Annotated in this window: 12 protein-coding genes and 1 tRNA gene; 6 read left to right on the top strand and 7 right to left on the bottom strand. The window is 72.9% G+C overall.

Annotated features, from left to right (window positions below; translation table 11 throughout):
* Positions 1-99: 99 nt before the first annotated feature.
* The 3 genes from VM889_10020 to VM889_10010 all read right to left on the bottom strand — a co-directional run bounded on the left by VM889_10020 (position 100) and on the right by VM889_10010 (position 12,022).
* Positions 100-9,429, bottom strand: a complete 9,330-nt coding sequence (locus VM889_10020; GenBank protein HVL48881.1) for a CARDB domain-containing protein — start codon at positions 9,427-9,429, stop codon at positions 100-102.
* Between the two features lie 134 nt (positions 9,430-9,563).
* Positions 9,564-10,463 (bottom strand): hypothetical protein, encoded by a 900-nt coding sequence (locus VM889_10015; GenBank protein HVL48880.1) that lies wholly within the window; start codon positions 10,461-10,463, stop codon positions 9,564-9,566.
* A 95-nt stretch (positions 10,464-10,558) separates the two neighbouring features.
* Positions 10,559-12,022 carry a hypothetical protein gene (locus tag VM889_10010; GenBank protein ID HVL48879.1) on the bottom strand — a complete coding sequence of 488 codons (1,464 nt, stop codon included), beginning with the start codon at positions 12,020-12,022 and terminating at the stop codon, positions 10,559-10,561.
* 162 nt (positions 12,023-12,184) lie between these two features.
* Between VM889_10010 and VM889_10005 the strand changes: the two genes are divergently transcribed.
* Genes VM889_10005 through VM889_09985 form a run of 5 tightly spaced genes read left to right on the top strand, consistent with a single transcriptional unit; the run spans position 12,185 to position 21,785 of the window.
* Positions 12,185-18,232, top strand: coding sequence for a hypothetical protein (locus VM889_10005; protein ID HVL48878.1), 6,048 nt, complete (start codon positions 12,185-12,187; stop codon positions 18,230-18,232).
* Positions 18,229-19,149 carry a hypothetical protein gene (locus VM889_10000; protein HVL48877.1) on the top strand — a complete coding sequence of 307 codons (921 nt, stop codon included), beginning with the start codon at positions 18,229-18,231 and terminating at the stop codon, positions 19,147-19,149. Before VM889_10005 ends, VM889_10000 begins: the two co-directional genes overlap by 4 nt.
* Positions 19,146-20,147 carry a MoxR family ATPase gene (locus VM889_09995; protein HVL48876.1) on the top strand — a complete coding sequence of 334 codons (1,002 nt, stop codon included), beginning with the start codon at positions 19,146-19,148 and terminating at the stop codon, positions 20,145-20,147. Before VM889_10000 ends, VM889_09995 begins: the two co-directional genes overlap by 4 nt.
* Positions 20,144-21,349: a DUF58 domain-containing protein gene (locus VM889_09990; GenBank protein HVL48875.1), complete on the top strand. Its 1,206-nt coding sequence runs from the start codon at positions 20,144-20,146 to the stop codon at positions 21,347-21,349. The genes VM889_09995 and VM889_09990 overlap by 4 nt, the downstream gene beginning before the upstream one ends.
* Complete coding sequence (locus tag VM889_09985) at positions 21,339-21,785, top strand: hypothetical protein (protein HVL48874.1); 447 nt, start codon at positions 21,339-21,341, stop codon at positions 21,783-21,785. The genes VM889_09990 and VM889_09985 overlap by 11 nt, the downstream gene beginning before the upstream one ends.
* A 235-nt stretch (positions 21,786-22,020) precedes the next feature.
* On the opposite strand, the gene VM889_09980 is transcribed toward VM889_09985, so the two are convergent.
* The 4 genes from VM889_09980 to VM889_09965 all read right to left on the bottom strand — a co-directional run bounded on the left by VM889_09980 (position 22,021) and on the right by VM889_09965 (position 24,533).
* The gene (locus VM889_09980) at positions 22,021-22,497 is read right to left on the bottom strand and encodes a hypothetical protein (protein ID HVL48873.1); all 477 of its coding nucleotides are present in this window, start codon (positions 22,495-22,497) and stop codon (positions 22,021-22,023) included.
* Between the two features lie 126 nt (positions 22,498-22,623).
* Positions 22,624-22,812: a hypothetical protein gene (locus tag VM889_09975; protein ID HVL48872.1), complete on the bottom strand. Its 189-nt coding sequence runs from the start codon at positions 22,810-22,812 to the stop codon at positions 22,624-22,626.
* Between the two features lie 651 nt (positions 22,813-23,463).
* Positions 23,464-23,808 carry a hypothetical protein gene (locus VM889_09970; GenBank protein HVL48871.1) on the bottom strand — a complete coding sequence of 115 codons (345 nt, stop codon included), beginning with the start codon at positions 23,806-23,808 and terminating at the stop codon, positions 23,464-23,466.
* Positions 23,809-24,448: 640 nt separating this feature from the next.
* Positions 24,449-24,533: transfer RNA gene (locus VM889_09965), tRNA-Leu, on the bottom strand.
* A 143-nt stretch (positions 24,534-24,676) separates the two neighbouring features.
* Here VM889_09965 and VM889_09960 point away from each other — a divergent pair.
* Positions 24,677-25,960 carry a hypothetical protein gene (locus tag VM889_09960; protein ID HVL48870.1) on the top strand — a complete coding sequence of 428 codons (1,284 nt, stop codon included), beginning with the start codon at positions 24,677-24,679 and terminating at the stop codon, positions 25,958-25,960.
* Positions 25,961-25,996: the final 36 nt, after the last annotated feature.

Below are 25,996 nucleotides of genomic sequence, written 5' to 3'. Positions count from 1 at the left end.
CCTCGTGGTGCCCCGTCGGGCCCCACCATGGCGACGGCGCCGCCGCGCCCGCCGGCGAGGCCAGGGCGGGAAGGAGGATGGCGAGCGCCCAGAAGACCGTCAGCGACCGCGTGGCGATCGCCTCCCCCGGAACGCGACAAGGGCGGCGACGGCGGCGAAGAGCGCCTCGGGTCCCGGCACGCTCCGCCGCGCGTTCTCGAGATTCCCCTCGATCGTCGCCTGCACGAGCACGGTCGCGGCGACGGCCGGCGCGTCGAGGGCGTGGGGGCCGCGGGGGTCCAGCACGACCGCGAGATTGCGCGCGCCGTCGCGCGGCGTCCACCGCAGGATGGCATCCTTCGCCCGACCGGGAGCGATCGGATCAAGCGCGATCGTCGCCTGCAGGACGCCGTCGACGTAGAGATCGACGGCGACGACGGACGAGGCGCGATCGCCCATGTTCGTGACGCGCACCGGTATCTCGACGTCGCGCCCCGCGTCGGCGGCGCGCGGCAGGGTCGCCTCGAGCGCGAGTCGCGCGCGTCTGAGATCGAGCGGGATCGTGGCGCTTTCGGCCTTGAGCTCGGCGAGGCTCGAGGGCCGCCCGGGATCGATCAGGGCGACGCGAAGCTCGTGGAGGCCCGGCGCCGCCCCCTCGTCGACCTCGAGGGAGGCGTTGAGCAGGAGGGTCGCGCCGGGGTCGAGTCGGATCTCATTGCGATCGAAGGTCGCGCGGACGCCCTCGGGCGCGCCGAAAAGCGCGGGGCGGCGCACGCTCGCCACGTTCCCGTCGTAGACGATCTCCCACGCGAAAAATCCGCGTTCCCCGTTGCCGGAAACGGACGGGGCCCGGAATTCGACCGCGCCCCAGGCCTGGACGTCGAGCAGGGTTTCCGACCGGGACTCGGCCGTTCCCGCGCTCGCGCGGACGATCGCGGGGACGTGGCCCGCCGGCGTGGCGCGCGGGAGCCCGACGACGACGGTCTCGGTTCGCGTCGCGCCGGGATCGAGCGGTTCGAGCGCCCGCGCGGCGAGCCTCGCGCCGTCGGCGTCGAGGACCTCGAGAAGGGGGCTCGTCCGCGTGTTGCCCGGATTCACGACGACCACGTCGACCCGGACGGTCGCGGGGGGCCCGCGCGCGTACATCGGGACGACGTCGACGCGTGTGACCTCGCGGATCGTGATCGGGAGCGTCCGCTCGAAGACGAGGCCCCCCGCGCCTTCCGCGCGCAGCACCGCGGGACGGGGACCCGCGGCGTGGGGCGGGACGGCGAGACGGACGACGACCTCCCGCGATTCGCCGGGCGCGAGCGCGACACGGTCAGGCTCGACCGAACCGCGCCCGCCGCTCACCGAGAGATCGAGCGTCCACGGATGGGCGCCGACGTTGGACAGGGGAACGACGATGGTGGCCTCGACCCCGGGCTCGACGACCTTCGGCGACGCGAGGCGCGCGATCGCGATCTCGGGCGGGAAGATCGGGAGGGCGAGCGTGGCCTCGTTGTTCGACGAGAACAGCTCGACGTCGGCCGTCGACGCCTGGAGCCGGTAGGTCGTCGAGGCGGCGGGCGCGAACTGGGTGACGTGGACGAATCGGGTCTCGCCCGGCGCGAGCGCATCGAACCGCTCCTCCTTGAGGACGGAAGCCCCGTTCAGCATGCGGACGACGACGTCGCGCGCAGGCGCGATGCCGGCGTTCGTGACGCTGCCCAGGATCCGCACGAGCTCGCCGGGCACCGCTTCAGCGACCGGAGTTCCGTCGGGCTTCGCGGCCAAGAGGCCCGTCGGGTCGGCGACGAGATCCGGCCGGACGAGCCGCGTGACCGCGAGGCGGTGGGCGAGGTTGTCGTTGGCCCGGTCGTAGTCGGCGTGGAGGCGATCGGGGTCGACCGCGATCCGCAGGGAATGGTTGCCGCGCGCCCCGTACTCGGGTCGCCACGAACCGGCGACGAGCGCGGCTTCCTCCGAGCCTCCGAAGGGGGCGAGGGCGGGGACCTCGTCCTCGTGCGACCAGACGGGCGCGCCCGTCCGCTCGTCGACGATCGAAAGCTCAACGCGCGTCGCGCGGCTCGGCACCGCCCCCTGGTTGATCACGACGAGGGAGACCTCGTGGGGAACCGCCTCCTCCACCTCGAACCGCGCCGGGCCGACGGGTCGGCCGTCGATGGCCACGGCGACGCTGAGGTCGGGTCGCGCCGCGGGCTCGAATCGCAACGGCAGCACGATGGACCTGCCTGTGCCCGGGGCGAGCGCGTCGACCGCCTGGACGGTCGCGACAAGGGATTGCGAGAAGAGCCCGCGTGCGGCCGGCGTCTCGACCCGCACGTTGACGCGCCCCGACTCGCCGGGGCCGAGGAGCAGGACGTCGGGTTCGGCCGAGAACCAAGCGCGCTGATCGGGGAGGAGCGTCGAGAGGCGCGGTTCGATCCCGACGCGGATCGCCTTCGGGACGCTCCCCGGATTCGCGACACGGACCGGGAATTGCTTCACCGCGCTGTCGCCGACCTCGAAGGATGCGGGCGCGCGGGCGATCGACGGCCGTCCCATCGTCACGCCGACGTCGTCGAGCCTCCAGCCTTGCCCGTCGGCGTTCGCGATCGCGAAGACGAGGGTCGTGTTCCGCCCCAGGCAGGAGGGCGGAAGCGGCACCTCGACGAACTCCCACGCGGGGGCCCGCCCCGCCGCGCGCGCGCCCGCGGGCCACGGAATGGCCGTCGCGTCGCAACGCAGCAAGAGCGATCCCGCGGGACCGAAGGCCGGCTTGTGCCAGAACGTGAGGGTGGTGTCCGGAAGCGCGTGTCGCAGGTCGAGGCGAGGGCTCGCGAGGGTCCCGGAACCCGTCGCCGCTTGGCCGCGCGCGTGCTCCTCGTTCGTCGCGCCGAAGAGGACGCTCCACGCCCCGCCCGCGCGGTCGTCGTCCACGCGCCGGAAGCCGGAGCCCGACCACGGCTCGAGGCTCGACTCGAACGAGGTGACGAGCGCGACGTCGCTCGTCGCGACGCGGTAGACGCGGTCGAGGGGCGCGCCGAGGGGCGTCTGTCCTTCGAGGGGCTGCAGCCGCAGCGTGTGGTTGCCCGACCGCGTGAGATTCACCCTCGGGATCTCGAACGTCCGCCGGTCGCCGGGCGGGATCTCGCCGACGGGGATCTGGACGGACGCGATCGCGTGGCCGTCGGGGTCGCGCCACGTCGCCGCGAGGACGAGGTCGAGCGTGCGCGTTCCGACGTTGTGCGCGCGGCCGGACGCCCGCACCTCGCCCGGGGCCGCGAGGACCGAGGGGGCGAACGCGAGGTCCTCGATCGCGGCCGCCCGCGACTCGACGATCGGCAGATGAACGGCGCGCTTCGCGCGGCCCGGGACCTCGTCGTCGGCCGCCGCATAGGCGGCGCTCCCCTGCGCGAATCCGGCCTCGAGAAGCTCGAAGCCGATCGTGTGGAAGTTCGCCCCCGCCGCCGGCTTGACGAGGAACCCGAATCGCGCCTCGGAGCCGGGCTCGCCGGCGGGCGCGAGATGGAACGGGCCCGCGGCCGCGAGATAGCCCGGGGCCGCGACGACGCCGCCTTCGCGCACCGTCGCGAGCGCGATCGGTTTCGCGGTCCGATCGGCGAGGCCCACGCCGAGGAACGGTCTCGCCTCGGCCCCGTAGTTGCGCAGGTGGCCGGACACGACGAAGGGCTCCGAGGAGACGGGAACCCGGATGGGGTCGAGGTGGACGCCGACGCTGCGGCCGTAGAGGCGGGCCGAGACCTCGAACTGGTCGATCGACCACGACCCGGGAAGGACGCTCGCGTCGGTGCCGAGCCGGAAGCGCAGCGTCGCGTCGGGGGCGCTCAACACGCGACCCGCGATCTCGGCCCGCGCGATGGACCACGAGCCGCTCGCCGTCGTCGGCGTCGACCATGCGTGGAAGGCGATGCGGACCTGCTTGCCCATGAACGCGGAGAGATCGAAGACGCTGCGCTCGAAACCCGACCCGGCCGTTTGGCCCGAGAAGGCATACGACGTCGGGACGCTCAAGAGGCGGTTGTACGTCGTCGACAGCCCCGCGACCTTGAATTTCTGCAAGAATTCGCGGGTAAATCGAGGGAACGGGTCGCCGGCGTCCGAGATCGGGTGCGAATACGGCGCCCCGTTCCCGGCGTCGACGGCTCGACTTCGCGGTTCCTGGGAGGGTCCGGCGGGCTTCCCGAACACTTGACGATAGGGATCCCATCGGCCGCTCGTCGTGTTGAACGCCGACACCTCCACGACGCCGGCCTGATAGTGGCGGTCGAAGCGCCAATCCGTCCCGGACGTGATCGCGGTCGACGTGTCGTCCTTCACATGCATCGACCGGCGATGCACGAGCTCGAGCGTGGCGCTCGTCCCGCCGACGCCGGCGAGGTCGATCGCGGGCGAGACGAGGCGCGCGTCCGCATTGGGCGCGAAGTTGAAGCGCCATATGGATTGGGGCATTCCTTCGGGACCCGCGCCGGCCACGAGCGCCCAGGGGGCGGGTCGCGACGGGATCGCCTCGACGCGGGTCCACCCGTTCGCCGTCCACCCCGAGACCTCCTCGTCGGCGGGCGAGAACACGCTCGAGACGACCCAGCGGCCGTTTTCGACGCGGGATGCGGCCAGGGTCACGTTCTCGATGGCCCAGCCGAGGTTCGCGACGCTCACCGACTTCGATCGGAAGGTCCAGCGCGCGGTGAAATCACGGTTCTTGTCCACCGCCTCCACGGGGATCGAGACGAGGCTCCACCCGTTCCCGATGTCCGCGGCTTCGAGGTCGGCGTGCGTGCTCAACGGGCGAAGGATGCCTTGCGCGTCGCGCTGGAGCAACGCGAACTCGTACGAACCGCCGATGCCTCTCCAATCCGATCCTTGCGTCCCCGAACGCGCGTCGCGCCAGGACAACGTGACGACCTCGTCCGGGCCGGCCGTCGAGACGTTGAAATTCCGTTCCAGGCTACGGACGCTTTCCACGGAGCCCGTCGTCGCGAAGCCGCTCCACCAGAAGGTCCCTTCGACGGCCCGCAGATCCTCGGTCAGATTGTGCAGTTCCCATCGCGCGGAGGGATCGGACGGGGACGTCGTGAGCGCGGGCCACGCATAGGCGCCGCGTCCGATGCGCTCGATCGGCCCCGGGGGGCCCGCGGGCGGCGCGACCCGGAGGAATTCCACGTTCTCGGAAAGGCCCGGCACGTTCGCGAGGTCGAACGAAAGCGGAATCCAACCGTCCAGGTTCCGCGGATCGTCGAAGCTCGATCCTGTGAGGGCCCGCGCCTCGTCCGAAGGGTCGATGCCGGCCGCAAGCGGGTTCGAGCCCACGAGATGCGAGGCGTAGCCGACGCTCGAATCGTCGGCCGACGTCGGGGGAACGGGGAACCAGGTCGATCCGTCCGTCGAGATCTCGAGGAGCCCCCCGTCGTAGCCGCGTTCGAGGTCGTGGCGCGTGAAGAGGTTCACGACGGCGTCCTGCGCGCGCGAGAGCGGCAGCATTGGCGTCTCGACCCACGCGTCGGTCATCGGCCGCAGGAGCCCGCTCGAGCGGTTCGAGGCTTCGAGCCCGGAAGCGCTGCGGAATCCCTCGCCCCGGTCCCAGACGTCGGGCGCGGGGGTGCGCCATGCGAAGCCCCGGTCGAAATCCTCGAACGCGAGCGCGGCCCTCGCCACGAGCTTCGCGGTCTGCTCGTTGTCGTCGGGCCGCTCGTCGCGAAGCCCGGGCGCAAGCGTCACCTCGACGCGCAGGCGGTAGAGACCCGAGGCGCCGGGCGTGAGGTACTCGTCCGCGGCGGTGAGCGGGGGATCCGTCGCGAGCCGGCGGAGGGGAACGCCCGCGGGGTCCGGGTCGAGCGCGCCCCGCACGATCCACGTCCGGTCGGAGACGACGATCGAACCGCCCTGGACGGCGCGCTCCAGCGTGCGTCGAACGATGAGGTCGTCGAGCGGCACGTTGCCGCGGTTCACCAGGGTGATCGGGAGATGGCGCGCGAGATCCTCGCGACCCTCGGACGGGAAGACCCGCGCCTCGACCGCCGCGTCGACGCGCCGACGCGCCACGAGCTCGCCCGCGGATCCGATCGACCGTTCGTCGTTGAAGAAGTTCTCGTCGCTTGCGCCGGTGCCCGCGACGAACACGCGCGCGCGGATCTCGTAGGCGATCGTCTCGTCGAGGTCGGGGACGTCCCACTCGAGGAGGATCGAGCGCGTCTCGTTCGGCAGCAGCCGCCCGACGGGGAACGTCCGCTCCGTGCCGTTTCCGTTGAGGCGCGAAACGTTCAGCGCGACGGCGAAGTCCTCGGGGTAGAGGCCGACGTTTCGTACGGTCGCGTTGATGGGCGCGCGCGTTCCGGGACCGACCCCGAGCGTCCGCCAGTCGTAGGGGATCGCGAGCGCGAGGCCTTCGAGGCTGCCGTCGGACGCGAAGGCGCGGACCGGGTTCAGCCGGACGTTGTCGATCGTCCAGACCGATTTCGACGAACCGCCGGCGCCCTGGGAGCTCGATGCGTGGAAGGCGATGCGGATCACGGCGTCGGACAGGTTCTTGCCGCCGAGCCGCGAGGGATCGAGGAAGAACGTCGAGGTCTCCCGCTTGGGCGTGGGAGGGTACTCCCGCCAACGGAGCTGGCCGGACGCGTCGACGTTCTTGTAGTAACCGCCCCCGTCGCAGCCCGCGAAGACGTCCATGTCGCAGGCCCCTGGATGGTAGAAGCCGAAATAGGGCGTCCACGAGGTGACCGCGCCCTTCGTGCGGGTCTGGCCGGCGTCGTTCTTCTCGAGGGGGTGCGGGTAGCCTCCGACGGGCTCGAGCCGATGGAAGGGAGACCACGTGCCGTCCGGCAGGAGCCATTGGACCTCCACGAAGCCGACCTTGCCGATCCTGAAGCTGTTCACGAGGCCGGGGGTGTCGAGCGGGGCGCTCGTGAAAGCGTACGCGTGGTCGAACGTCAGGACGGGCGAGGTCGCGGCCTCGAGGCGGATGGGCTGCGAGAGCAGGCGCGACGGATCGTTCGACGCCGTCGTGTCCATGACGGCGATCGCGTCGGAGCGGCCGAGACGGGCGGGCACGGGGCCGGCGAGGCGGCTCCAATCGGGGGCGGAAAGCGCCGCGCGCGCGTCCGCCGCGCTCACCCGGCGCCAGCAGTGCTGCTTCACGAGGATCTCGAGAAAGGTTTCGCGCTCCCAGGCGCAGGCGCTCGGAAAGACGGGGCCGACGTCGGTCGGAGGCGCCCCGCGGATGTACGTCTCGTTGCCGGTGATCCGGACGATGTCGAGCCGATCCGCGGGATCGCCGCCGACGGGGACGCCCGAGAGACGAAGGTCGTCGAGGAAAAGGCCCGTCGCGTTTCCCGCCGTCGCGCCATGCGCCGCGCGGACGGCCACTTCGAGCCCGCGCGCCGACCAGGTGTCGAGATACCCCTCCGTCTCGAGCGGATCGACGTAGACCGCGAGGTCCTGCCACGCGAGGCGCTGCTCCTTGATCTCGGGGGATCCCGCCACGTCCACCTCGTGGCGCCAGACGACGGAACGCGCGGCGTCCGTCGAGGCCCCGAAGCCGACGGGGTTGGGGCGGCTGATCTCGACGACCATCGAGACCATCTCGAGGGGGAAGTACCGCGCCGTGAGCTTCAGGTCCTTGAAGCGGACGCCGTCGCCCTCTGCCGTCGCGTCCGGCGTGGCCCGCGCGATCAGCGTGTTGGGGACGGCCGCCCCCGAATGGCGGCTCACCCACATCCAGTCATCCAGGACCGGCACGGCCGTGGCCCGCTCCGCCGTCCACCGCCACGGTCGCGCGGCGTCGCCCGGGTCGAAGAACGCCGGCGGGGGCGAGGCGTGCACATAATAGCGCGCGGTCGCGTTCGCGACGAGAACGCCTGCGTCGACGAGGCGCGCGACGATCGCGTGCTCCCCGCGCGCGACCGGGCGCGCCGCCAGCACGAACGACCGCGCGGCGCCCGGCGCGAGGTCCACGTCGAGGGCGCCCAGCTCGGCCGTGCCGCCGGAGCCCGCAGGCGTCCCGACGCCGGACGGAAGGTGCTCCCGGACGTCGAGGATCGCCCGCAGGTCGCTGTTGCCCGTGTTCGTCACCCGGACCGTCGCGTGGACCGTCCCGCCGTCGTCCACCATGGACGAGGAGGGCGTCACGCGCACGTCGGCGCGCTGCACGCGCGACACGAGGAACGTGCGGCTGTCCGCGTTGTCGGGCGTCGGATCGCCAGGCGCGGGACCGCCGTCGAGGCCGGGATACCACGCTTCCGCCGTGACCGTCACGCGGGCGCCGGGCGTGTCCGGAGCGAGAAACGTGACCGCGGGGCGCCAGACCTCGCCCGGCCGGAGGAAGGCGCGGGCCGTCGCGACCGTGGGCTTCCCGAGTCCGTCCACGGTGAGCCGCGCGACCGCTTCGCGCGCCGATGCCGCGGCGTGAAGGATCTCGGCGCGGACGGTCGCGTTCTCGCCGGGCGGGATCCGCACGAGCGGATCCTTCTCGTCGAGGCGGAACGACGGGCCCGTGACGTCCACGACCTTGAGGTTGAGACCCCACGCCGGCGTCACGACCTCGAGGTCGTCGAGGCGCCATCCGTACGGCGCGGCCCCCTCGAATTGGGACGGCCAGTCGGGGGGCGGCGTCGCGTCGGCCTTCGGCGAGGCGACGAGGCGGAAGCCGAGCCAGAGGGTGCGCCCCGAGAACGGCGTGAGGTCGAAGCCGACCTGGTGCCAGTCGCGGTGGCCCGTGAAGCCGCGCCCGCCGAGCGCGGAGACGCCGTCCGCGTAGGCGCCGAAGCCGGCCATCGGCTCGAGGAGGATCCGGCGCGCGCCCGGCGCCTCGGGGTCCCGCAGGAACAGGTAGACCTGCCCGCCGTCGACGAGGTTCATCAAGGTGTACGCCTGGCGGAAGAGGAGCAGCACCTGGCGGCTCACGTGGTTCGCCGCGTAGGGAACGGCGCCCGCCTGCGCCGGATAGGCGGAAAGATCGATCGCGGGCGAGACGAGGAGGCTCTCGCCCGAGGCGTAGCGGCCGTGGGTGGCGTTCGTCATGGTGTAGGCCGCCGAACCGTCGAGCCCCACCGCCCCGTCCACGCGCCAGGCCCCCGCGAGGACGCGCCAGTCCCCGAGGCCGCCCACGCGATGGCCGGCGTCGAACGCGTCGCGGAACACGGGCGCGAGGCCTGAGGGAAGCACCTCGGCGCTGACGTTGCGCGCCCGCGCCTCCTCGCGGGCGGTCTCGAAGGCGGCGCGCTCGATCGCGAGCAATTGGTCGCGCGCGTGGTCGAGCGTCGGGGTGGTGGAGAGGTTCGCGAGGGCGTTCTCCGCGTCGCGCACGGGATCCGGGGTCTTGGGGAGGCCGTCGCCCGCCGTGTTCGGCGTTTCGTGGTGAGCGACCACGGAGGGCGCAAGGAGCAGGACGAGGACGAGGAGCGCGCTGCGTCGGACGGACCCGTCGGGCGATCGGGCGAGCCTCCGCATCGCCCCGGCAGTGGGACTCAGTGTTGAAGACGGTATTGGAGGACGTTTGTGAATCCGGGTCGAGGGCGAGGTCGGCCCGTTCATGTCAGGGAAAAAAGGGGGGCGGACCGTTGCGGTCCGCCCGGGGGGAGGCGCTACTGCGTGAAGATGTGGCCCCAGGTCGGGACGCTCATGCCCGAGCCGAAGAAGCCGTTGATCCAGTCGACGCAGCGGCCGGGGTTCGGAGGCGTCCCCGCGGGCGGGGACGTGAAGACCCCGTGCTCGTTGCCGCGGCACTCGAAGAGCGCGACGTTGTCGTACGCGACGATCGGGCCGAAGTCGATGAAGACCCAGGCGCCCTCGATCGCGTCGTAGGAGGCGCCCGTCGCGTCGAAGAACGTGACGCAGCCGTTCGCGCCCGCGCCCATGCCGTCGTTGCAGCCCGGGCCGTCGCCGCCCGTCATGATCGAGCCGGTGTTGCCGTCGCTGCGGCGCGTGCCGTCGCTGCAGCCCGTGCCGCCCGTTGTCGCGTAGGACCCGTCGATGACGTCGGGGCTCGCGCCGGGAGGCGTGGTGTCGGGCGTGACGCCGTTCACGCCGTCGCGGTCCGAGCCGACGCTGAAGACGACGTCGGTCGCGGGCGTCGAGGTGACCGAGACGCACGGGTACTCGTTCGCGCCGCCGTGGTTGTGCCAGGCGGGGACGTGGCCTCCCGAGAAGCCCCATTCGTAGTCGTTGTCGCCCGCGCTCGTGCCGGTCGGGTCCGTCGGAACGGGCGTCTGCGCGAAGTACATGCAGCTGTCGTCGACGATGGTGATGCCGCCGCCGCTCGTGGCCGAGTCGCCGGAGCTGAACTCGATGTGCACGCTGAAGCCGGAAACGGCCGACCACTCGTGCGTCGCCTGACCGACCCCGACGTTGCATCCGATGCCGTGGAACGTGCTCGGCTCATACGGGTTGGCCTGCGTCGGGCCCGGGTGGGCCGCCACGAGGGGTGCCGCGTACATGCTCACCATGGCCGCCGCGAAGGCAGCCACGACCATCTTCCTGTTCATGGTTTTCTTGTCTCCTGTTGTCGCCCCGCGCGAAGCGCAAGGCAACCAGGAAAGGCTTCGGAAGGCGTCGTCTTTTGTGGAGGAGCGTTGTGAATTCACGCGGTTGCGCGAAGCGAGCTTGAACGTGCGCGACGCCACCCGGCGAGGGCGGCGAGCACCGCGACGAGGGCGAGCGCGCCGGGGCCGGGGAGGCTCGCGGGCGAAGCCGCAGGCGCGAGCTCGACCACGGCGCGTCCCTCGCGGTCGAGCGCAGCTTCGCCCGCGAGGCCGGACGCTTCGACGCGCACGACGTACGCGGGTCGCACGTAAAGGCCCGCGGCGTCGACGCGGTCGGTCACGACGGGAAAGGTCACGCTCGCGGCGGCGGAGCGGATCGGCGCGCGCACCGGCGTGCGGTTTCCCGCGTCGAGGACGTGGACGATCGCCTCGTCGATGCCGAGGGCGGCGGGCGCCTCGATGCGGACGGTCGCGAGGGCCGTCGCGACGAGGCGACCGAGGCCCGCGGTCTCGCCGAGCGCGGCCGCGGACGGGTCGACGACGTCGGGCGGCGCGTCGAGGCGGACGTTCCATTCGCCGAGGCCCCTGAACGTGACGTTCGAGATCGCGGGCACGACGGCGTCCCCGTAGACCCCGACCTTCGCGCCGGGTCCGAGCGCGGCATCCGCGAGGCGGAGGGCGCCGTGCTGCGTCCGAACGATCCAGCTCGCCCCGTGCGAGCGCGAGGATGCGACGAGCCCCGCGACGTCGACGCGCGGCACGCCCTTGACCGCCGGCACGGCCTCGAGGGCGGCCTGCGTGAAGTCGACGCACCGCGCCGCGCGGAGCGCGAGCGTCGAGGCGCCCTCGACGAACACGCAGCGTTCCGCGATCTCGACCTCGACGTTTTGCGCCTCGACCTGCGCTTTCGAGACGCGGAGCGCCTCGCGCACGGCGAAGGCGGAGACGTTCGCGAGCGTCGCGGGTTTCGCGCTCCCGGTGATGACGGCCGAGGCGCCCGGCCCGACGAGGCGCAGCCCATCGACGAACACGTGCGAGCCCGCGGTGACGAGGCCGAGCCCGCGCCCGCTCTCGAAGGTCACGTTGCGCAGCGTCGCGTCGGCGACCTGCAGCAGAAGGCCCGACGTGTAGTTGCGGAAGACCGCGTGGTCGGCCTCGAAGGGCGCCGAGGAGACGGCGAAGCCGCGCGTGAAGGCGAAGCTTCCGGAGGTCACGCTCGCGAGGCCTCCCAACCCTTCGACGATGGCCGGCGCGTCGGGGCGTCCCGCGAGGGTCGTCGGGCCGTAGGCGACCACGAAGCTTCCGTCGCCCTCGCCCGTGATCTTCGCGGATCGCCCCGGGAGCGATTCGAGGCGGAGCGCCCCGCCGGGCTCGATGCGGAGCGCCGCGTTCGCGAGCGTGACGCTCGCGCCGCGCACGACGAGCGTCGTTCCCGCGGGAACGACGACGTCGTCGCGGACGATGCGGTCCTCGTCCCACACCTGCGATTCCGAGGCCGCGGCCGAGGGCGGGGCGAGCAGGAAGGCGAGGACGAGGAGCGCGGTCGAAGCGGCGCGGCGCATGGGGTCCGTGAACGTCCCGCGCGGTTATCGCGGTGTTGGAGAAACAGTGTGAAACCCGTCCGTGGCGCGCCCAAGAATTGGAGGAATCATGTAAAATTGCGGCCGGTTCCACGTATGAATCCCGCGAAAGGCTTTTGGCGCGAAATCCGCACTAACGGCCCCGTGAGGCGCAGCGTCGATGCCCCGCCCGCCGCCCGCCGCGCGCTCGCGGCGCTCGCGCGACGCCGGCGCGCGCTCCGACGAAGCCTCCCGGTCGTGGCCGCGGGCCTCGTCATCGCCTCCGCGGCGGCCTGGGCGTGGCCCGCGGCCGCGTGGGAGCTGCGGGCCGCGAGCGTCCCCGACGCGGACGGCGACCGCGTGCCGGACGTCGTCGAGAACGCGGTCCTCGGGCGCGACCCCTTCCGCCCCTCGGCCCCGGAGCGGCTTCCCGACGCCTGGATCGAGCGCTTCGGGCTCGACCCGGGCGACCCCGGCCTCGCCGAGCGGGTCGCGCCCTACCCGCGGCCCCCGGAAAGCCCCGCGGTCTACGGGCCCGGAGGCCTTCCAGTCGCGTGGCGCATGAGCCTGGGCGAGGTGTATGCGCACGGGCGGCCGGCCGGTCACGACGAGACCGAGGACGGGCCGTGGTGGTCCGGCCTCGATCCCACGCGGTGGGACGTCGACGGCCGCGGCGTGCCCTACGCCTGGCTCATCGCCCACGGGTTCGATCCCCTCGACCCGACGGTGATCGACCGGCGCGCGGGCGAGGTCCCGTGGACGGTCGGCGAAGCCTGGACGCGCGGACTCGACCCGCGACGCGCGGACGGGGACGCCGACGGCCTCGACGACCTTCTCGAGATCGCGCTCGGGACGGACCCGCGCGCGTTCTCGACCTCCGGGTCGGGTCTCGCGGACGGGTGGCTCGCGGCGCACGGCTTCGATCTCTTCGACGCCGCGGTCGCCTTCGAGGACACCGATCTCGACGGCCTCACGAACCTCCAGGAATTCGAGGCGTCGCGGCGGCTTTACGGCGACGTCGTCCTCGCGGGCGGGGGACTCGATCCGCGCCGCGCCGCCTCCGGCGGCGCGAGCGTGCCCGACGGGTGGCTCGTCGCCCACGGCTTCGACCCGCTCGCGGAAAACCTCGGCGCGTTCGTCACGGAGCGCGGCGTGGACCCCGTCGACGGATCGGCGGTCGCGCTCACGCTGCTCGACGAGTATGCCGCCGGGCGGCCGCTCGGGTGGAACGAGTCGAGCGTCGGGCCGTGGTGGGGCGGCTCGGATCCCCGCTCGAACGACACCGACGGCGACGGCCTCACGGACCTCGCCGAAATCGTCGGATGGAAGGTGGGCCACGGTTCGGACGCCCGCCGCGTGCGATCGGACCCGACGCGGCGCGACACCGACGCCGACGGGCTCGACGACGCGGTCGAGTTCGCGGGCCGTCTCGGATCGCGCGTCTTCCCCCGCACGGACCCCGCGCGACCCGACACGGACGGCGACGGCCTGCTCGATGGCGAGGAGGTGGGCGCCCGGCCGTGGCGCGGCCTCGTCCTGCCCGCGCTCGATCCGACCGTCCCGGACAGCGACGAGGACGGTCTCGACGACGGCGTCGAAGCGGACTACTGGATGCGTCGCGTGGACGTCTACCGTCTCGGCCGGCTCTACGAATGGGGGCCGGATCCGCGACCCCGCGGCCTCGATCTCTTCGGAAGCGACGGCCTCGCCGCCCTCGGCCCCGCGGGCGACCTGGACGGCGACGGGCGGCCGAACCTCCTCGACCGGGACGCGGACGACGACGGGCTCGCCGACGGATGGGAGGTCGACCCGACGTCGTATCGCGAAAGCCCCTTCGCATCGGATCGCAAGCGGCCCGCGACGGATCCCGCGCGCAACGACACCGACATGGACGGGTTGCCGGACGCGTGGGAGATCCGCTTCGGCATTTACGACGACGCGCTCGGCGGTTGGAACCTGGATCCTTCGCTCTGGAGCAGCTTCCACGACGGCTTGTCCGACGCGGAGCGGGACCTCGACCACGACGTGGCCGTCTGGACCACGATCGTCGAGATGGACGGACGTCGCGTCGCGCGCGCGCAGACGTTCCGCGCGACGAACCTCGCCGAGTACGAGGCGGGCTCCGATCCCAACCGGCGCTCGTCGAGCCCCGACGGGCTTGCCGACGGTTGGAAGATCTTCTGGGGAACGGTGTATCTCGGTCTCCCCGCGGAGGACCTCGGCGTCGTCTACCCGGGCGCGCCCGGACCCCTGACGCTTCCCGCGGACCGCCCGATCCCGCGCATCGGCCGCGACGACGGCGGCTTCGCCGCGCCGTTCCGCTACACGCGCGTGCAACCGGTGCCCCCCGGGACGCTGCTCGCGTGGGAGCGCTTCGACGGCCCGCCGATCGCCCCCGCGCTGCGCCGCGTCGTGGGCGAGGGCGCCTACGGGTATCGCGCGGCCGAAGCCAACGGCACCCATCCCTACCTCGACGACTCGGACGGCGACGGCCTCCCCGATGCGTGGGAGAGCGCATGGCGCCGGCTGTCGGGCGACGGGTTGAGCCCCCTCGCGCCGGACGCGGACCTGGATCCGGACAGCGACGGGCTCCCGACGCTCGCGGAGTATCATCTCGGCACGTCGCCCTTCGCCGCCGACACGGACGGCGGCGGCGCGCCCGACGCGGACGAGGCGAGCGTCCGCTTCGATCCTCTCGACCCCGCCGACGACGATCGGCTGCGACGCTCCTCGACCGACACGGACGGCGACGGTCTCACGGACGTCGAGGAGCTTCTCGGCTTCGCGGCCGGACCCGGGCGCGCCCGCGTCCGGACCGACCCCCGCGACCCCGACACCGACCGCGACGGCCTCCTCGACGGCCGCTCCCTCTCCGAGGTCCTCGGCCGCGCGGTTCGCCCGCGCGAACGCGCCGACGACGCGTCCCTCGTCGCGAACCTCGCCGCCCGTGGCCTCATCGTCCACGCCCTTCCCGACGGATCGGTCGACATCCTCGGCGAGCTCTCCACCGGCGCGGACCCGACGCGCCTCTCGACGGGCGGGGACGGCGTGCCGGACGGCTGGGCCGTGCTTCACGGCTTCTCGCCCGCCGCGCCCACGGGCGCCTGGACCGCCTACGCCGCGGGTCGCCCGGCCTGGTGGGAGGAAGCCCTGCACGGGCCGTGGCGATGGGGCCTCGCGCCCGGCGAGAAGCTCGCGCGCGACCGCGACGAGGACGGGCTCGACGACGGCAACGGCGAGGATCCCTGGCCCGCCAACCAGCGAAACCGCCTCGTGGCGGGCGACCCGCGCGACGTCGGCCTCCCCCCGCTCGAGCGGCTGCGGCGCGCGCAAGCGGTGGGCGACGATCCCGCCGACCGGACCCGTCCGCTGCCGCCCCGGGCCCAGGTCCGGGTCACGCTCGACCTTCTCGGCCCCGCGCTCGCCCTCGACGGGACCGCGCCGTTCGCGGGCGCCGTCGCGACGGTCTCCGGTGAAAGCGTCGCGAACGCGACCGTGATCCTGTCGGCCGGGCGGCGCGAGCACGTGCTCGGCGCGGCCGTGACCGACGCGCGCGGCGCCTTCGAGGGTCGCGCCCGCCTCGCGTCCGAGGTCGACGCCCCCGCGGGAAGCTCCGGCGTCGCCGTCTTCGCCGACGACGCGGGAGCGGGTCGCCACCGCAACGATCTCGCGCAGCTCGCCGCGCACGCCCGCGAAGGCGGGACCGAGGTCTTCGCCTGGGTCTACAACGTCTCCCCCTTCGCGTCGGGCCGCGCCGCCGGCCTCCACGCGCTGCCGGACGGCACGCGGCGCGCGGGATTCCTCGGGGCGGATTCCCCGCGTCAGACCGTGTCCCTCGTCGTTCCCGCCCGGCTCACGGTCGAGGGGGTTTCGACCGCCGACGCGGGGGCGCGCATCCGCCTGACCGCGCGCCTCGAGGACGGCTTCGGCCGGCCCCTCGCGGGCGAGGCCGTCCTCGCGGACGCGGCGCCGGGCGGCGTCCTCGTGACCGGGGCCGACGGCGCCGCGAACGTCTCCCTCGCGCTGCCGTCGGATCCGGGAACGTTCCGCTACGCGTTCTCCTTCGCGGGTCGCGAAGGCGCCCTTCTTGCGACCGCGGCCGAGCACCGCGTCACCGCGCTTGCGCCCGTGCGGCTCATCCTTGAACCGCCCCCGTTCGCGCCCCGACCCGGCGCGAGCTTCGCGATCGCGGGGCGTCTCACGGATGCGGGCGGCTCGAGCCTCGAAGGGGCCACGGTGGCGTGGGAATTCCTCGACTTCCGCGGCCGCGAGACGACGGGGCCCGAGGGTCGGTTCCGCGTCGTCCTCGACCTTCCGGCCGACGCGCCCCTCGGCGCCTCGGATTTCGAGGCTCGATTCGCGGGCGGCGCCCTCGCGCGCCCCGCCGCGTCGCGGCTGGTGCTCCACGTCGCGGGCGATCCGCGGCTCGAGGCGACCCCCGTGGCGGCCCGCGACGACGAGGCCGTGACCGTCCGTGTCCGCCTCGTCGACGCCGAAGGGAAGCCGATGCCGCGCCGGACGATCGCCCTCGAGCGCAACGCGACGGCGGAGACCGACGGCCAGGGAATCGCGCGTTTCTCCTTCCCGGGCGGCGCCTTTCCGCCCGGCGCGCGCGTCCTCGCCTTCGCCTTCGACGACGCGGTCGAAGGAAGCGCCCGCGTCGCGACCACGCTCACCGTCACGCACGCGCCGGTCCTCGCGCTCGACGCGACCTCCGTCGTGCGCGGCCGCCCGACCCTCGTGACCGGGCGGGTCGGGAGCGACGATGCGCCCCTCGCGCGGCAACCCGTGCTTCTCCGCTTCGACGAGGCGACGGCGCGCGTCGTGACCGACGACGAGGGCCGCTTCGGCCGCGCTTTCCATCCGACGCGGATCGGTCCGGTCGAGGTGTCCGTCCTTTACGCGGGCTCGATCGACGGCGTGTTCCTTTCCGTGAACGCTTCGAGGACCCTGGTTGCGCGCGACGCTCCCGCCATCCACGTGCTCGAGGACTCTCTCGTCCGCGGGGACCCCGTGCTGAAGGCCGCCGTCGTCGCGGCCACCGGCGAGCCCCTGCCACGCGTCCCCGTCCGGGTGCGGGGCGCGTGGGGCGACCTCCGGACGATGACGGGCGACGACGGCGCCCTCGCCGTCTCCCTTCCCCTCGCCGTCGCGAGCGTTCCCGGCCCCATCGACGTGGTCCTCGCCGTCGAGGAAGGTCCCCTCGTCGAGGCGGCCCTCCTCGAGACGCGGCTCGCCGTCGTCGAGCGCGGCACCCTCGCGGTCGACGTTCCCCGGTGGGTCGCGCCGGGCGGGACGATCCGCGGCCGCGTCGACCTCGTCGATCCGTCGGGCGCGCCGCTCGCCTTCGCCGCCGCGTCGGTCCGCTTCGATGGCCGCGTCGTCCACCGCGGACCCGGGCCGGCCTTCGCCTTCGACGTGCCCGGCTCCGCGGAGCCCGGAAGCCACGCGCTCGTCGTCGAGGTCGAAGCGCCCTTCGTGTCGGCCCCGGCCTTCGCCGGAAGCATCGACGTCGTGGCCCCCGTGGGCCTCGCGATCGTCTCGACGACGCCGGGGCGGGCCGGCGAGCCGATGCTCGCGCGCATCGTCGCGCGGGCGGATGGCCGGCCCGTCCCGAACGCGACGCTCCTCGTCGAGGGTCTCGGCTCCTCGCCCTGGCGGTTCACCACCGACGCGGGGGGCGAAGCCGTCGTCTCGATCCCCGCCTCGCGGCTCGACGAGGCGCGTTATCGCGTGCGCCACGAGAACGCGTCCGCCGGCGGAGACGTCCTCGTCCTGACGATCGTGCCGAGCGGCGTCGCGCCTCCCGGGCGCGACCTCGCCGCGCCCGCGGCGCTCGCGCTCGCCGTCCTCGCCGCGGCGATCGCGGCGGCCTGGCGGCGATGGCCGCGGGCGACCGCGGCGCCGGTCCTCGCGGCCGCGGCCCGGCGGCTGCGCCGCGACGATCCGGACTACGCGGCGCTCTACGAGGTCTACCTCGAGCTTGCCGCCCTCGCGAAGCTCACGGACGAGGCGGCGGAGACGCTCGGGTTCGCCGAGGTGGCCGCGCGCGCGACGGGCGACCGCGCGGAGGATCGCGCCGACGTCGCGATCCTCACGGGAGCGTTCAACGACGTGGTGTATGCGGAGGCCCACGATCCGGGCGTCGCCCTCGCCGCCGCCGACGCGCTCGACCGTATCCTGGCGCGAGGTCTTCCGGGAGGCATCCGATGAAGGCGTGGCGGATAGCGGCCTTCGCGCTCTCGTCTCTCCTCGGGCTCGCGACCGTCGCGAGCGCGATCGATCTCGCGACGGCGCCGGAGGACGGACCCGAGAAAGCGTTCGCGACGCGGGGATGGGACGTGATCCGGACCGCATCGCCCCTCGCGTGGATCGGCGACGCCGCGCGCGATCCGGACGCCGTGGTCGTGGCCGGTCGCAGGATCGTCCTCGACGCCGAACGCGCGGTCCTCTGGTCATACGCCGAGCGGGGAGGGGACGTCTGGATCCTCTCCTCCGATCCATCGCTCGCGCGAAGGCCCGGCGCAAGCGAGGCGCCGCGGGTCCTCGCGGGGATCGTCCACGGCGTCGAGGACGCGAAGGCGCCCGTCCTCTCCAAAGGGATCACGTTCGGGGCCTCCGGGCTCCTCGCCATCGATCCGGGCGAAACCGGGTTCGACCCGATCGCCCTCGCGACGGGCCGCGCCTACCGCGACACCAACGACAACGCGCGGCTCGACGCCGGCGAGCCCGCCGGGCCCTTCGCGGTCGCCGTGGCGGCTCGTCACGGCGAGGGGCGCGTCGTCTTCGTCGCCGCGAGCCGACCCGGTCGCCTCGAGCCGGAAGCGCTCGAAGCGCTCGTCGATCCCCCGACCGGCGACGCCCGCCTCGTCTATTCCCCGGACCCTTCGGCGCGGCCGATCGCGGCGGCCGGGCTCTTCGCGCTCGCCGTCGCCGATGTTGCGGGCCGCGACCTCGCGATGCTCGCCGCGGGGGCCGCCGTCCTCGTCGCCTGCGCCCTCGCGCTCGTCCCCGCGCGCGATCCGCGGGAGGACGTGAGCCTCCGGCTCGTCGCCGACCTCCTCCGCGAGACGCCTGCGGACATCCCTCTCAGGAACGGAAGAGACCCGCCTGGAGATCGATCTCGATGACTTCACGAGAAGCCCCCTCGCCCAAGCAGATCGAAGCCGCCGTCCTCGAGGCGCGCGCGAACGTCGAAGCGATCCTCTCGCAGGTTCGGCAGGTCATCGTGGGCAAGCACGAGGTTCTCCGTTACGTCGCCGCGGGCATGGTGACGGAAGGCTGCCACATCCTTTTCGAGGACATGCCGGGCCTCGCAAAATCGGTCATGGCGAGCGCGCTCAGCCAGGCCTCCGGGTGCGAGTTCAGGCGGGTGCAGTTCACGCCGGACCTCCTGCCGGGCGACATCACGGGCGGATCGATCTACGACCAGAACGCGGGAACCTTCTCGCTGAGGCAAGGCCCCATCTTCACGAACTTCCTGCTCGCGGACGAGATCAACCGCGCCTCGCCCAAGACGCAATCGGCGCTCCTCGAGGCGATGGCCGAGAAGCAGGTGTCGATCGAGGGGGCTACGCACCGCCTCCCGTCGCCGTTCATGGTCCTCGCGACGCAGAATCCCGTGGAGCAGGAAGGCACGTACCCCCTGCCCGAGGCCCAGCTCGACCGCTTCATGCTGAAGCTCAGCATGGGATACCCCTCGCGCGAGGAGGAGCGCGAGATCCTCGAGCGCCGCGCGCGACGAGGCCAGGACAACTTCCAGGTGACGCCGGTGGCTTCCTCGGAGATCCTGCACCGTCTCGCGAGGGCCATCGAGCACGTGCATGTCAGCGGCCCCGTCTACGACTACATCACGGACATCATCACGCGCACGCGGTCGCACCCCGATGTCCTCGCGGGCTCGTCGCCCCGCGGGAGCCTCGCGGTCTTCAAGCTCGCGCGCTCGTGGGCGGCGCTCTCGGGTCGCACCTACGTCATTCCGGAGGACGTCCGGGCCCTCGCGGTCCCCGCGCTCGCGCACCGCATCATCCTCCGACCGCAGGCGCGCCTGTCGGGTCGCGCGGCGAAGGACGTGATGGCCGACATCCTCCAAGCGACGCCCCTTCCCAAGTTCACGGTGAAACCATGAGGCTCACCCTCAAGGGACGCGCGGCGGCCGGCGCGCTCCTTGCGAGCGCCTTCGCGGCCCTCGCCCTGGGCAGCCCGTCGTTCGCGGTCGCGACCCTCGGGATCGCGGCGGCCTTCGCGTTTGCCGCCGCGACGCTGCGCGCGCCGGCCCTCCTCGGCCTGCGGGAGCTTCCCCGCGACCGGTTCGTCGAGGGGGAGGCCTTCGAGGAGCGGCTCACGATCCGCGGCCGGCGTTCGACGCGCGCGATCCTCGTCCCGCGCGGCGGGGCCGCGCTCGCGGGGCCGATGAGCGAGATCCCCTTCAGGCTCCGCGAGGGCGCGACCACCCTCACGCTCGGCTGGCGCGCCCGCGTCTGGGGCCCGAGCGACCTCGGCCCCCATGCGCTCGCCCATCGCGACGTTTTCGGGCTCTTCGAGCGCCGCGTCGAGATCGCTCCGCGCATCGACGTCCGCGTGCGTCCGGTGCCTGCGTCGCTCGGCCGCCACCGCGCGTCCGCGCGCAATCCCGAGCCCGCGCTCGGCGCGCACAGCGTCGCCCGACCCGGCGACGGCATGGAGTTCTTCGCGCTGCGCGAATACCGCGCCGGCGACAGCGTGCGGCGCATCAACTGGAAAGCGTCCGCGCGCGCGGGGGAGACCATCGTCAATCAGGTGACGCGCGAAAGCTACGCCCGCGTCGTCGTGTTCCTCGACCTTCGCGCGAAGGAGGACCTCGGTCCCGCGGAAACGTCCGCGCGCGCAAGGAGCGGTCGCGCGGCGGCGGGCATCCTCGCGCACCACGAGCGCGCGAAGGATCACCTCACGCTCGTTCTCGTGAAGGAGGAGGCGCGGCGGGCCTCGCTCGCAGCCAACCCGCGCCTCGGCGAGCTTCTGGACGCGCTCGGAGCCTGCGCGAGCGGAGGCGCGGGCCTTCTCGAGGCTGCCGTGCGCTCGCATCTCGGAGCGATCCGAAGGAATTCCCCGGTGTACTTCGTCACGAGCGGCGTCGCCGATCCGAGCCTCGCGCGCGCCCTCGCGGTCGCGCGCGACCTGGGGTCGAATCCGACGCTCGTCGCGCCGGAACCCCCTCTCCGCGCGCTCCAGGCGGGCCCCGAGCTGCTCGCGACGCGGACGCGCGCGCTCGAACGTCTCCGCGCCGAAGGATTCGAGATCGTCGACTGGAAGCTCGGCGAGGACCTGGAGGCGGCGCTCCTTGCGCGCTGACGCCCTCGCGACCGGGGCGCTTCTTGCGGCCTCCGCAGGCCTCCGCGCCGCGGCGGGTCTCGATCCCGCGGGCTCGGTCGCGCTCGCCGCGGGCGTCGTCCTCGCCTTCCTGCCCTCGGGCCGCTCGAAGCTCGTCGGGCTCGTCTCGGCCGTCGTCCTGGCGCTCGCGCTCGCCCCGCGCGGCGCGCTCGAGGCCGCGGAGCTCGCCTGGATATTTCCCGCGCTTGCCGCCCTCGAAGCCGCGACGCGCCCGCCGGGCTCCGGACTCCCCCTCGCGGGCCCGGCCGCCGCGCTCGCGCTCGTCCTCCTCGCCCACGCGGCGCCGCTTCCGCCGGATGCGGGCGTCGCGTCCTTCGCGCTCGCGGCGGCCCTCGCGCTCCTCGGCTTCGCGGGCGCGACGGCCGCCCTTCGCCGTTCCGGGAGCGTTGAAGGATGAGCCGCGCGCGTTGGCTTCTCGCCATGCTCCTGCTGCCGCTCCTCGTCCCCCCCGTCGTCGGGCAGGAGCCGGTCGACGTCGGCGTCGCCGCCGTCGACATCGCGACCCCGGTCGTGGCCGGGAAGCGTGCCGAGATCGCCATCACGGTGCGCAACGAGGGGTCCGCGGGCGTCGTCGCGAGCCTCGAGGTGACCTGGGAGGACGGCACGCGAGCGCTTTCCGGCGACCCTCTCGGCTACCGGATGTTCGTCGCTTCCCGCTCCTCGTCCACGTTCAGGACGACCTTCCTGGCCGATGCCGCTCGCGCGGGCGCGCAGGTGCTCGTCGCGCGCGCGACGGCGTCGGGCGACGGGAACCCCGACAACGACACGCGTCGCGCGGACCTGTTCGTCCACGCCCCCGCGCTCGCGCTCTCGTTCGATCCCGTCGCGGACCCGGTCGTGGCGCCCGGGGCGACGACGTTCCTGCGTTTCAGGCTCTCGAACGTCGGTAACGGGCCGGATGCGCCCGCGCTGTCGCTCGCGGCGTCCGAGGGATGGAGCGTCGCGATGTCGTCGGCCCGACCGACGCTCGCAGCCGGCCAGGCGATCGACGGATTCCTCCGGGTCGAGGCCCCCTCGGCGGCGAACGCGCTCGCGCTTTCCCTCACCGCGGCCTCCTCGATCCATCCGGATGCGACCCGGTCGGCGAGCGCGCCCCCGCTCCGCGTCAACGACTCCGCCTTCGCGCTCGGGCGCGTCCTGGCGATCGCGGAACTCCCGAACCGCGCGCAGGCGTTCGACGGCGAAGCCCTCGCGCTCGCGGCCACGGTGTCCCATCGCGGAGAAACGCGCGCGCTCTACGAGGTGGAGGCAGAGGTCGACCGGCGGCTCGCCACCGTCTCGGTCGCGCTCGAGGATCCCTCGGCCGCATCGAGGCTCCTGCCCGCGAGCCCGCGCCCCGTCCTCGACCTCGCGCCGGGCGAGAGCCGACGCGTCACGATCCGCGTCGCGCCCGACTTCGCGCTTGCGGCCGCCGCGCGCGTCAACCTCTCCGTCCGCGCCGTCGACCGCGCCGTCATCGAGCCGCGCGCGCCGCATGCCACGCTCGCGGCCGTGGCGTCCGTCGACGTCGTGAAGGCGGGCCCCGACCTCGCGATCGGCCGGCTCGGCCTTCCGCCGGAGGTCTACGCCGGGGATCGCGTGACCGCCCTCATCGAGGTCGCGAATCGCGGCCGGGTCGCCGCCCCGGAATCCAGGCTCGAGGTCGCGCTGCGCGACAACGCTCGCGTCATCGCGTCCACCACGCTCGCCGTTCCGCCCCTCGACCCCGGCGCCGCGCGCGATCTCGTCTGGCCGATCGACACGGGCGGGCTTCGAGGGTCCCTCTCGGTGCGGGCGGAGGTCGCTCCCGTCGCGGGCGACGCGAACCGGGAGGGCGAGACCGCAAGCGTTGCGATCCACGTCCGTCATCCGAGCCTGGAGATCCGCGGACCCGCGACGCTCCGCCTCGTCCCGGGCTCGCGGTTCGAGCTTTTCGGCGTCGACGGCGGATTCTCGGTCCTCAATCGGGGGGACCGCCCGGAGAGGGTCGTCGTCCACGCCTCATCCAACCATTCCTGGCTGTCCGGCGCGTGGACGCTCGAGGTGGGCGCCGGGGGCGTTCCCGAAAGGGTGCCGTTGCGGGTGGACGTTCCCGCCTACCCCGGCCCGCTGAGCGGGCCGCTCACCCTCCATGCCGTCGTCGAGAACCGGACCTCGATCCATGCGCGCCACGCGACCGCGATCGCGCTGGACGACACGGAGCCGCCCGAGATCGCGCTCCTCGAACCCGCCGCGACGGGACTCCTCGGCCAGGTCGCGCCCTTCGTCGCGCGCGCCGTCGACGCGACGGGCGTCGCGCGGGTGACGATCACCGTGACGGCGCCCTCGGGCGCGAGGACGCCGGTGCCCGTCGAGCGCGCGGGCCCGGACGTGTGGCGCGGCGCGTTCGCGCCTTCCGAGGCAGGCCTCCATGCGATCGAGGCGCGCGCGGAGGAGGCCACCGAGGATCGGCGTTCCCATACCCACCGGTCCGCCTGGAGGGTCGCGGGCGAGCCCTACGGGGGTCTCGTGCCCGTCAACTTCAACGACAGCGCGATCCTCGCGTCGCGGCTCCTCCGTTTCGCGGAGGTCCGGTCGGGCACGACGCGCTCGGCCGAGATCGACCTGGGCGAAGGTTACAGGCCGTTCGCTTATCCCTTCGAAGTTTCGGCGGCCGGCTGGCGCGACGGACCCAAGACGGTCGCCGTCCGCGCGACCTCCCTCGAGGGCCTCGTCCGGGCGGATCGTTGGAACGTGACCCTCGACACCACGCCTCCGGCGATCGTCGAGGCGTCGGTTCGCGCGGTCGGCGACCGATCGATCGAGCTTGCGGCGCAAACCGAGGGCGCGACCGGCGTCGTCGCCCGATTCGAGCGGGCGGAAGGACCCCTCGAGGTCGCGCTCGACGAGGAGCCGGGGGGTCTGCACCGCGCCGTCGTGCCGCGGCCACCCGGATGGTCGCGCGTCACGTTCGTCGCCCGCGACGCCGTCGGGAACGAGGCGGTCCGCATCGTCGAGGCCGAACGGGCCTCGACGCCGCTCCCCGCCCTCCTCGCTTGGGGGGCGCTCGCCCTCGCCGGCCTGATCCCGCCGAAAACGCGATGCAGGGGGCAGGATTCGAACCTGCGAACCTCTTCAGGACCGGATCTTAAGTCCAGCATCGTTGGCCGGGCTTGATTACCCCTGCGTGGGCGAGGTCAACCCCCGCGCCCCGGATGGCCTTTGCGTTCCCGTCGGCCGTCCCCTCGGGGGGCCTGTCCCTCCATCCGGTGACACACGACCCTTGATGGCCGCCGATGGTCTCCCTCCCTCCGAGGAGGCTCCACTCTCATGGAAAGGAGGACCCGGCTGCTCATCGTCGCTGCGGTGGCTGCCATCGTGATCCTGCCCGGCGTCGTCGTCGCCGGTCAAGTCGTCTCGAACGGTACCAAGTTCAAGACCGAGCAGGTCATCGAAGGCCACAACGTCTTCACCGTCGTCCAGGCGATGACGAACAAGAACATCACCGGCGTCACGGTCCTCGTCCGCGAGAAGGTCGTCTCGGGCGGCAAGCTCTGGTTCAACGACCAGTATCTCATCAGCCCCCAGCAGGCGATGTCCTCGGCGAACGCCAACCTCACCGACTGCGCCTATGAGCCGGACGGTTCCTACGCCTGCAACCGCTATCCGTGCGGCGGGTTCGTCATGGTCGTGCCCGCGGGCACGCCGCGCTTCCGGACGCCGGAAGAGCGCGGCGGCACGCTGACCCCCGTGATCGATGCGGCAGGCCGCCCCAGCCCGTTCAACTCGCCGGAGTGGACCGCCAACTGGCAAGAACAGTACTTCATCACGGACCCGAACGACCACACGTTCGTCGTCGACAAATACCAGATCTCCTATAGCTACAACCAGTACGACAAGATCGAGGACTTCCCGAACGGTCCCGCCCAGGGAACCCAGACGGCGTACACCATCGGGTCGACCGTCGCCTGGTTCGTCAACATCCTCGGTTCTCCCGATTTCACGTCGGATGACGGCGTGAGCAACTGCGGCGCATACATCGACAATCCCCCGGCAGGCTACAATCAGCCCGCGCTGATCGACGGCCAGCTGGTCTGTTACGATGGCAACGTCGAAGGTCCGGACGGGTGCACGTACGACGCCTACGCTCACAACACGAGCTACCCGCGGCCGTCCCCCGAGGACGGCGTCGTCTACCACAACTACCGGCGCTACAACGCCGAAGTCGTCATGTTCATGAACGACCTTCCGGGCCGAACGACAAATGGCGCGACCCACAACCTCAGCTCGACCCGCGCCACGAACGGCTGCGATTCGAACACCTACCAACGCAATGCGGATGGCACCTCGACCTCCGTGAAAAGCGAGTGGACGTGCTTCGACGACAACGACAACGCCGAAGGCTTCAGCCACCCGTTCAACCCGTTCCTTCCGGACCCGAGCGACCCGGATTACGATGCAGAGCACAAGCACGACACCGCGCTCATCGACATCTGGTACTACCCGCGCTACCGGCCGCACAACCCGTCGCCCACGGATCGCGCGGCGCGGAGCTGGGCCATCTACGACACGGAAGGATCCACCGCGCCGTTCGACTACCGGCACGGACCTTGATCCCGTAGCCCCCGTCCACGACGACCGGGCGGGGGC

The organism is Candidatus Thermoplasmatota archaeon, from assembly GCA_035540375.1.
Lineage (GTDB): Archaea > Thermoplasmatota > SW-10-69-26 > JACQPN01 > JAJPHT01 > DATLGO01.
Note: the sequence above shows the minus strand (reverse complement) of the source record. Positions and strands in the feature narration are given on the sequence as shown.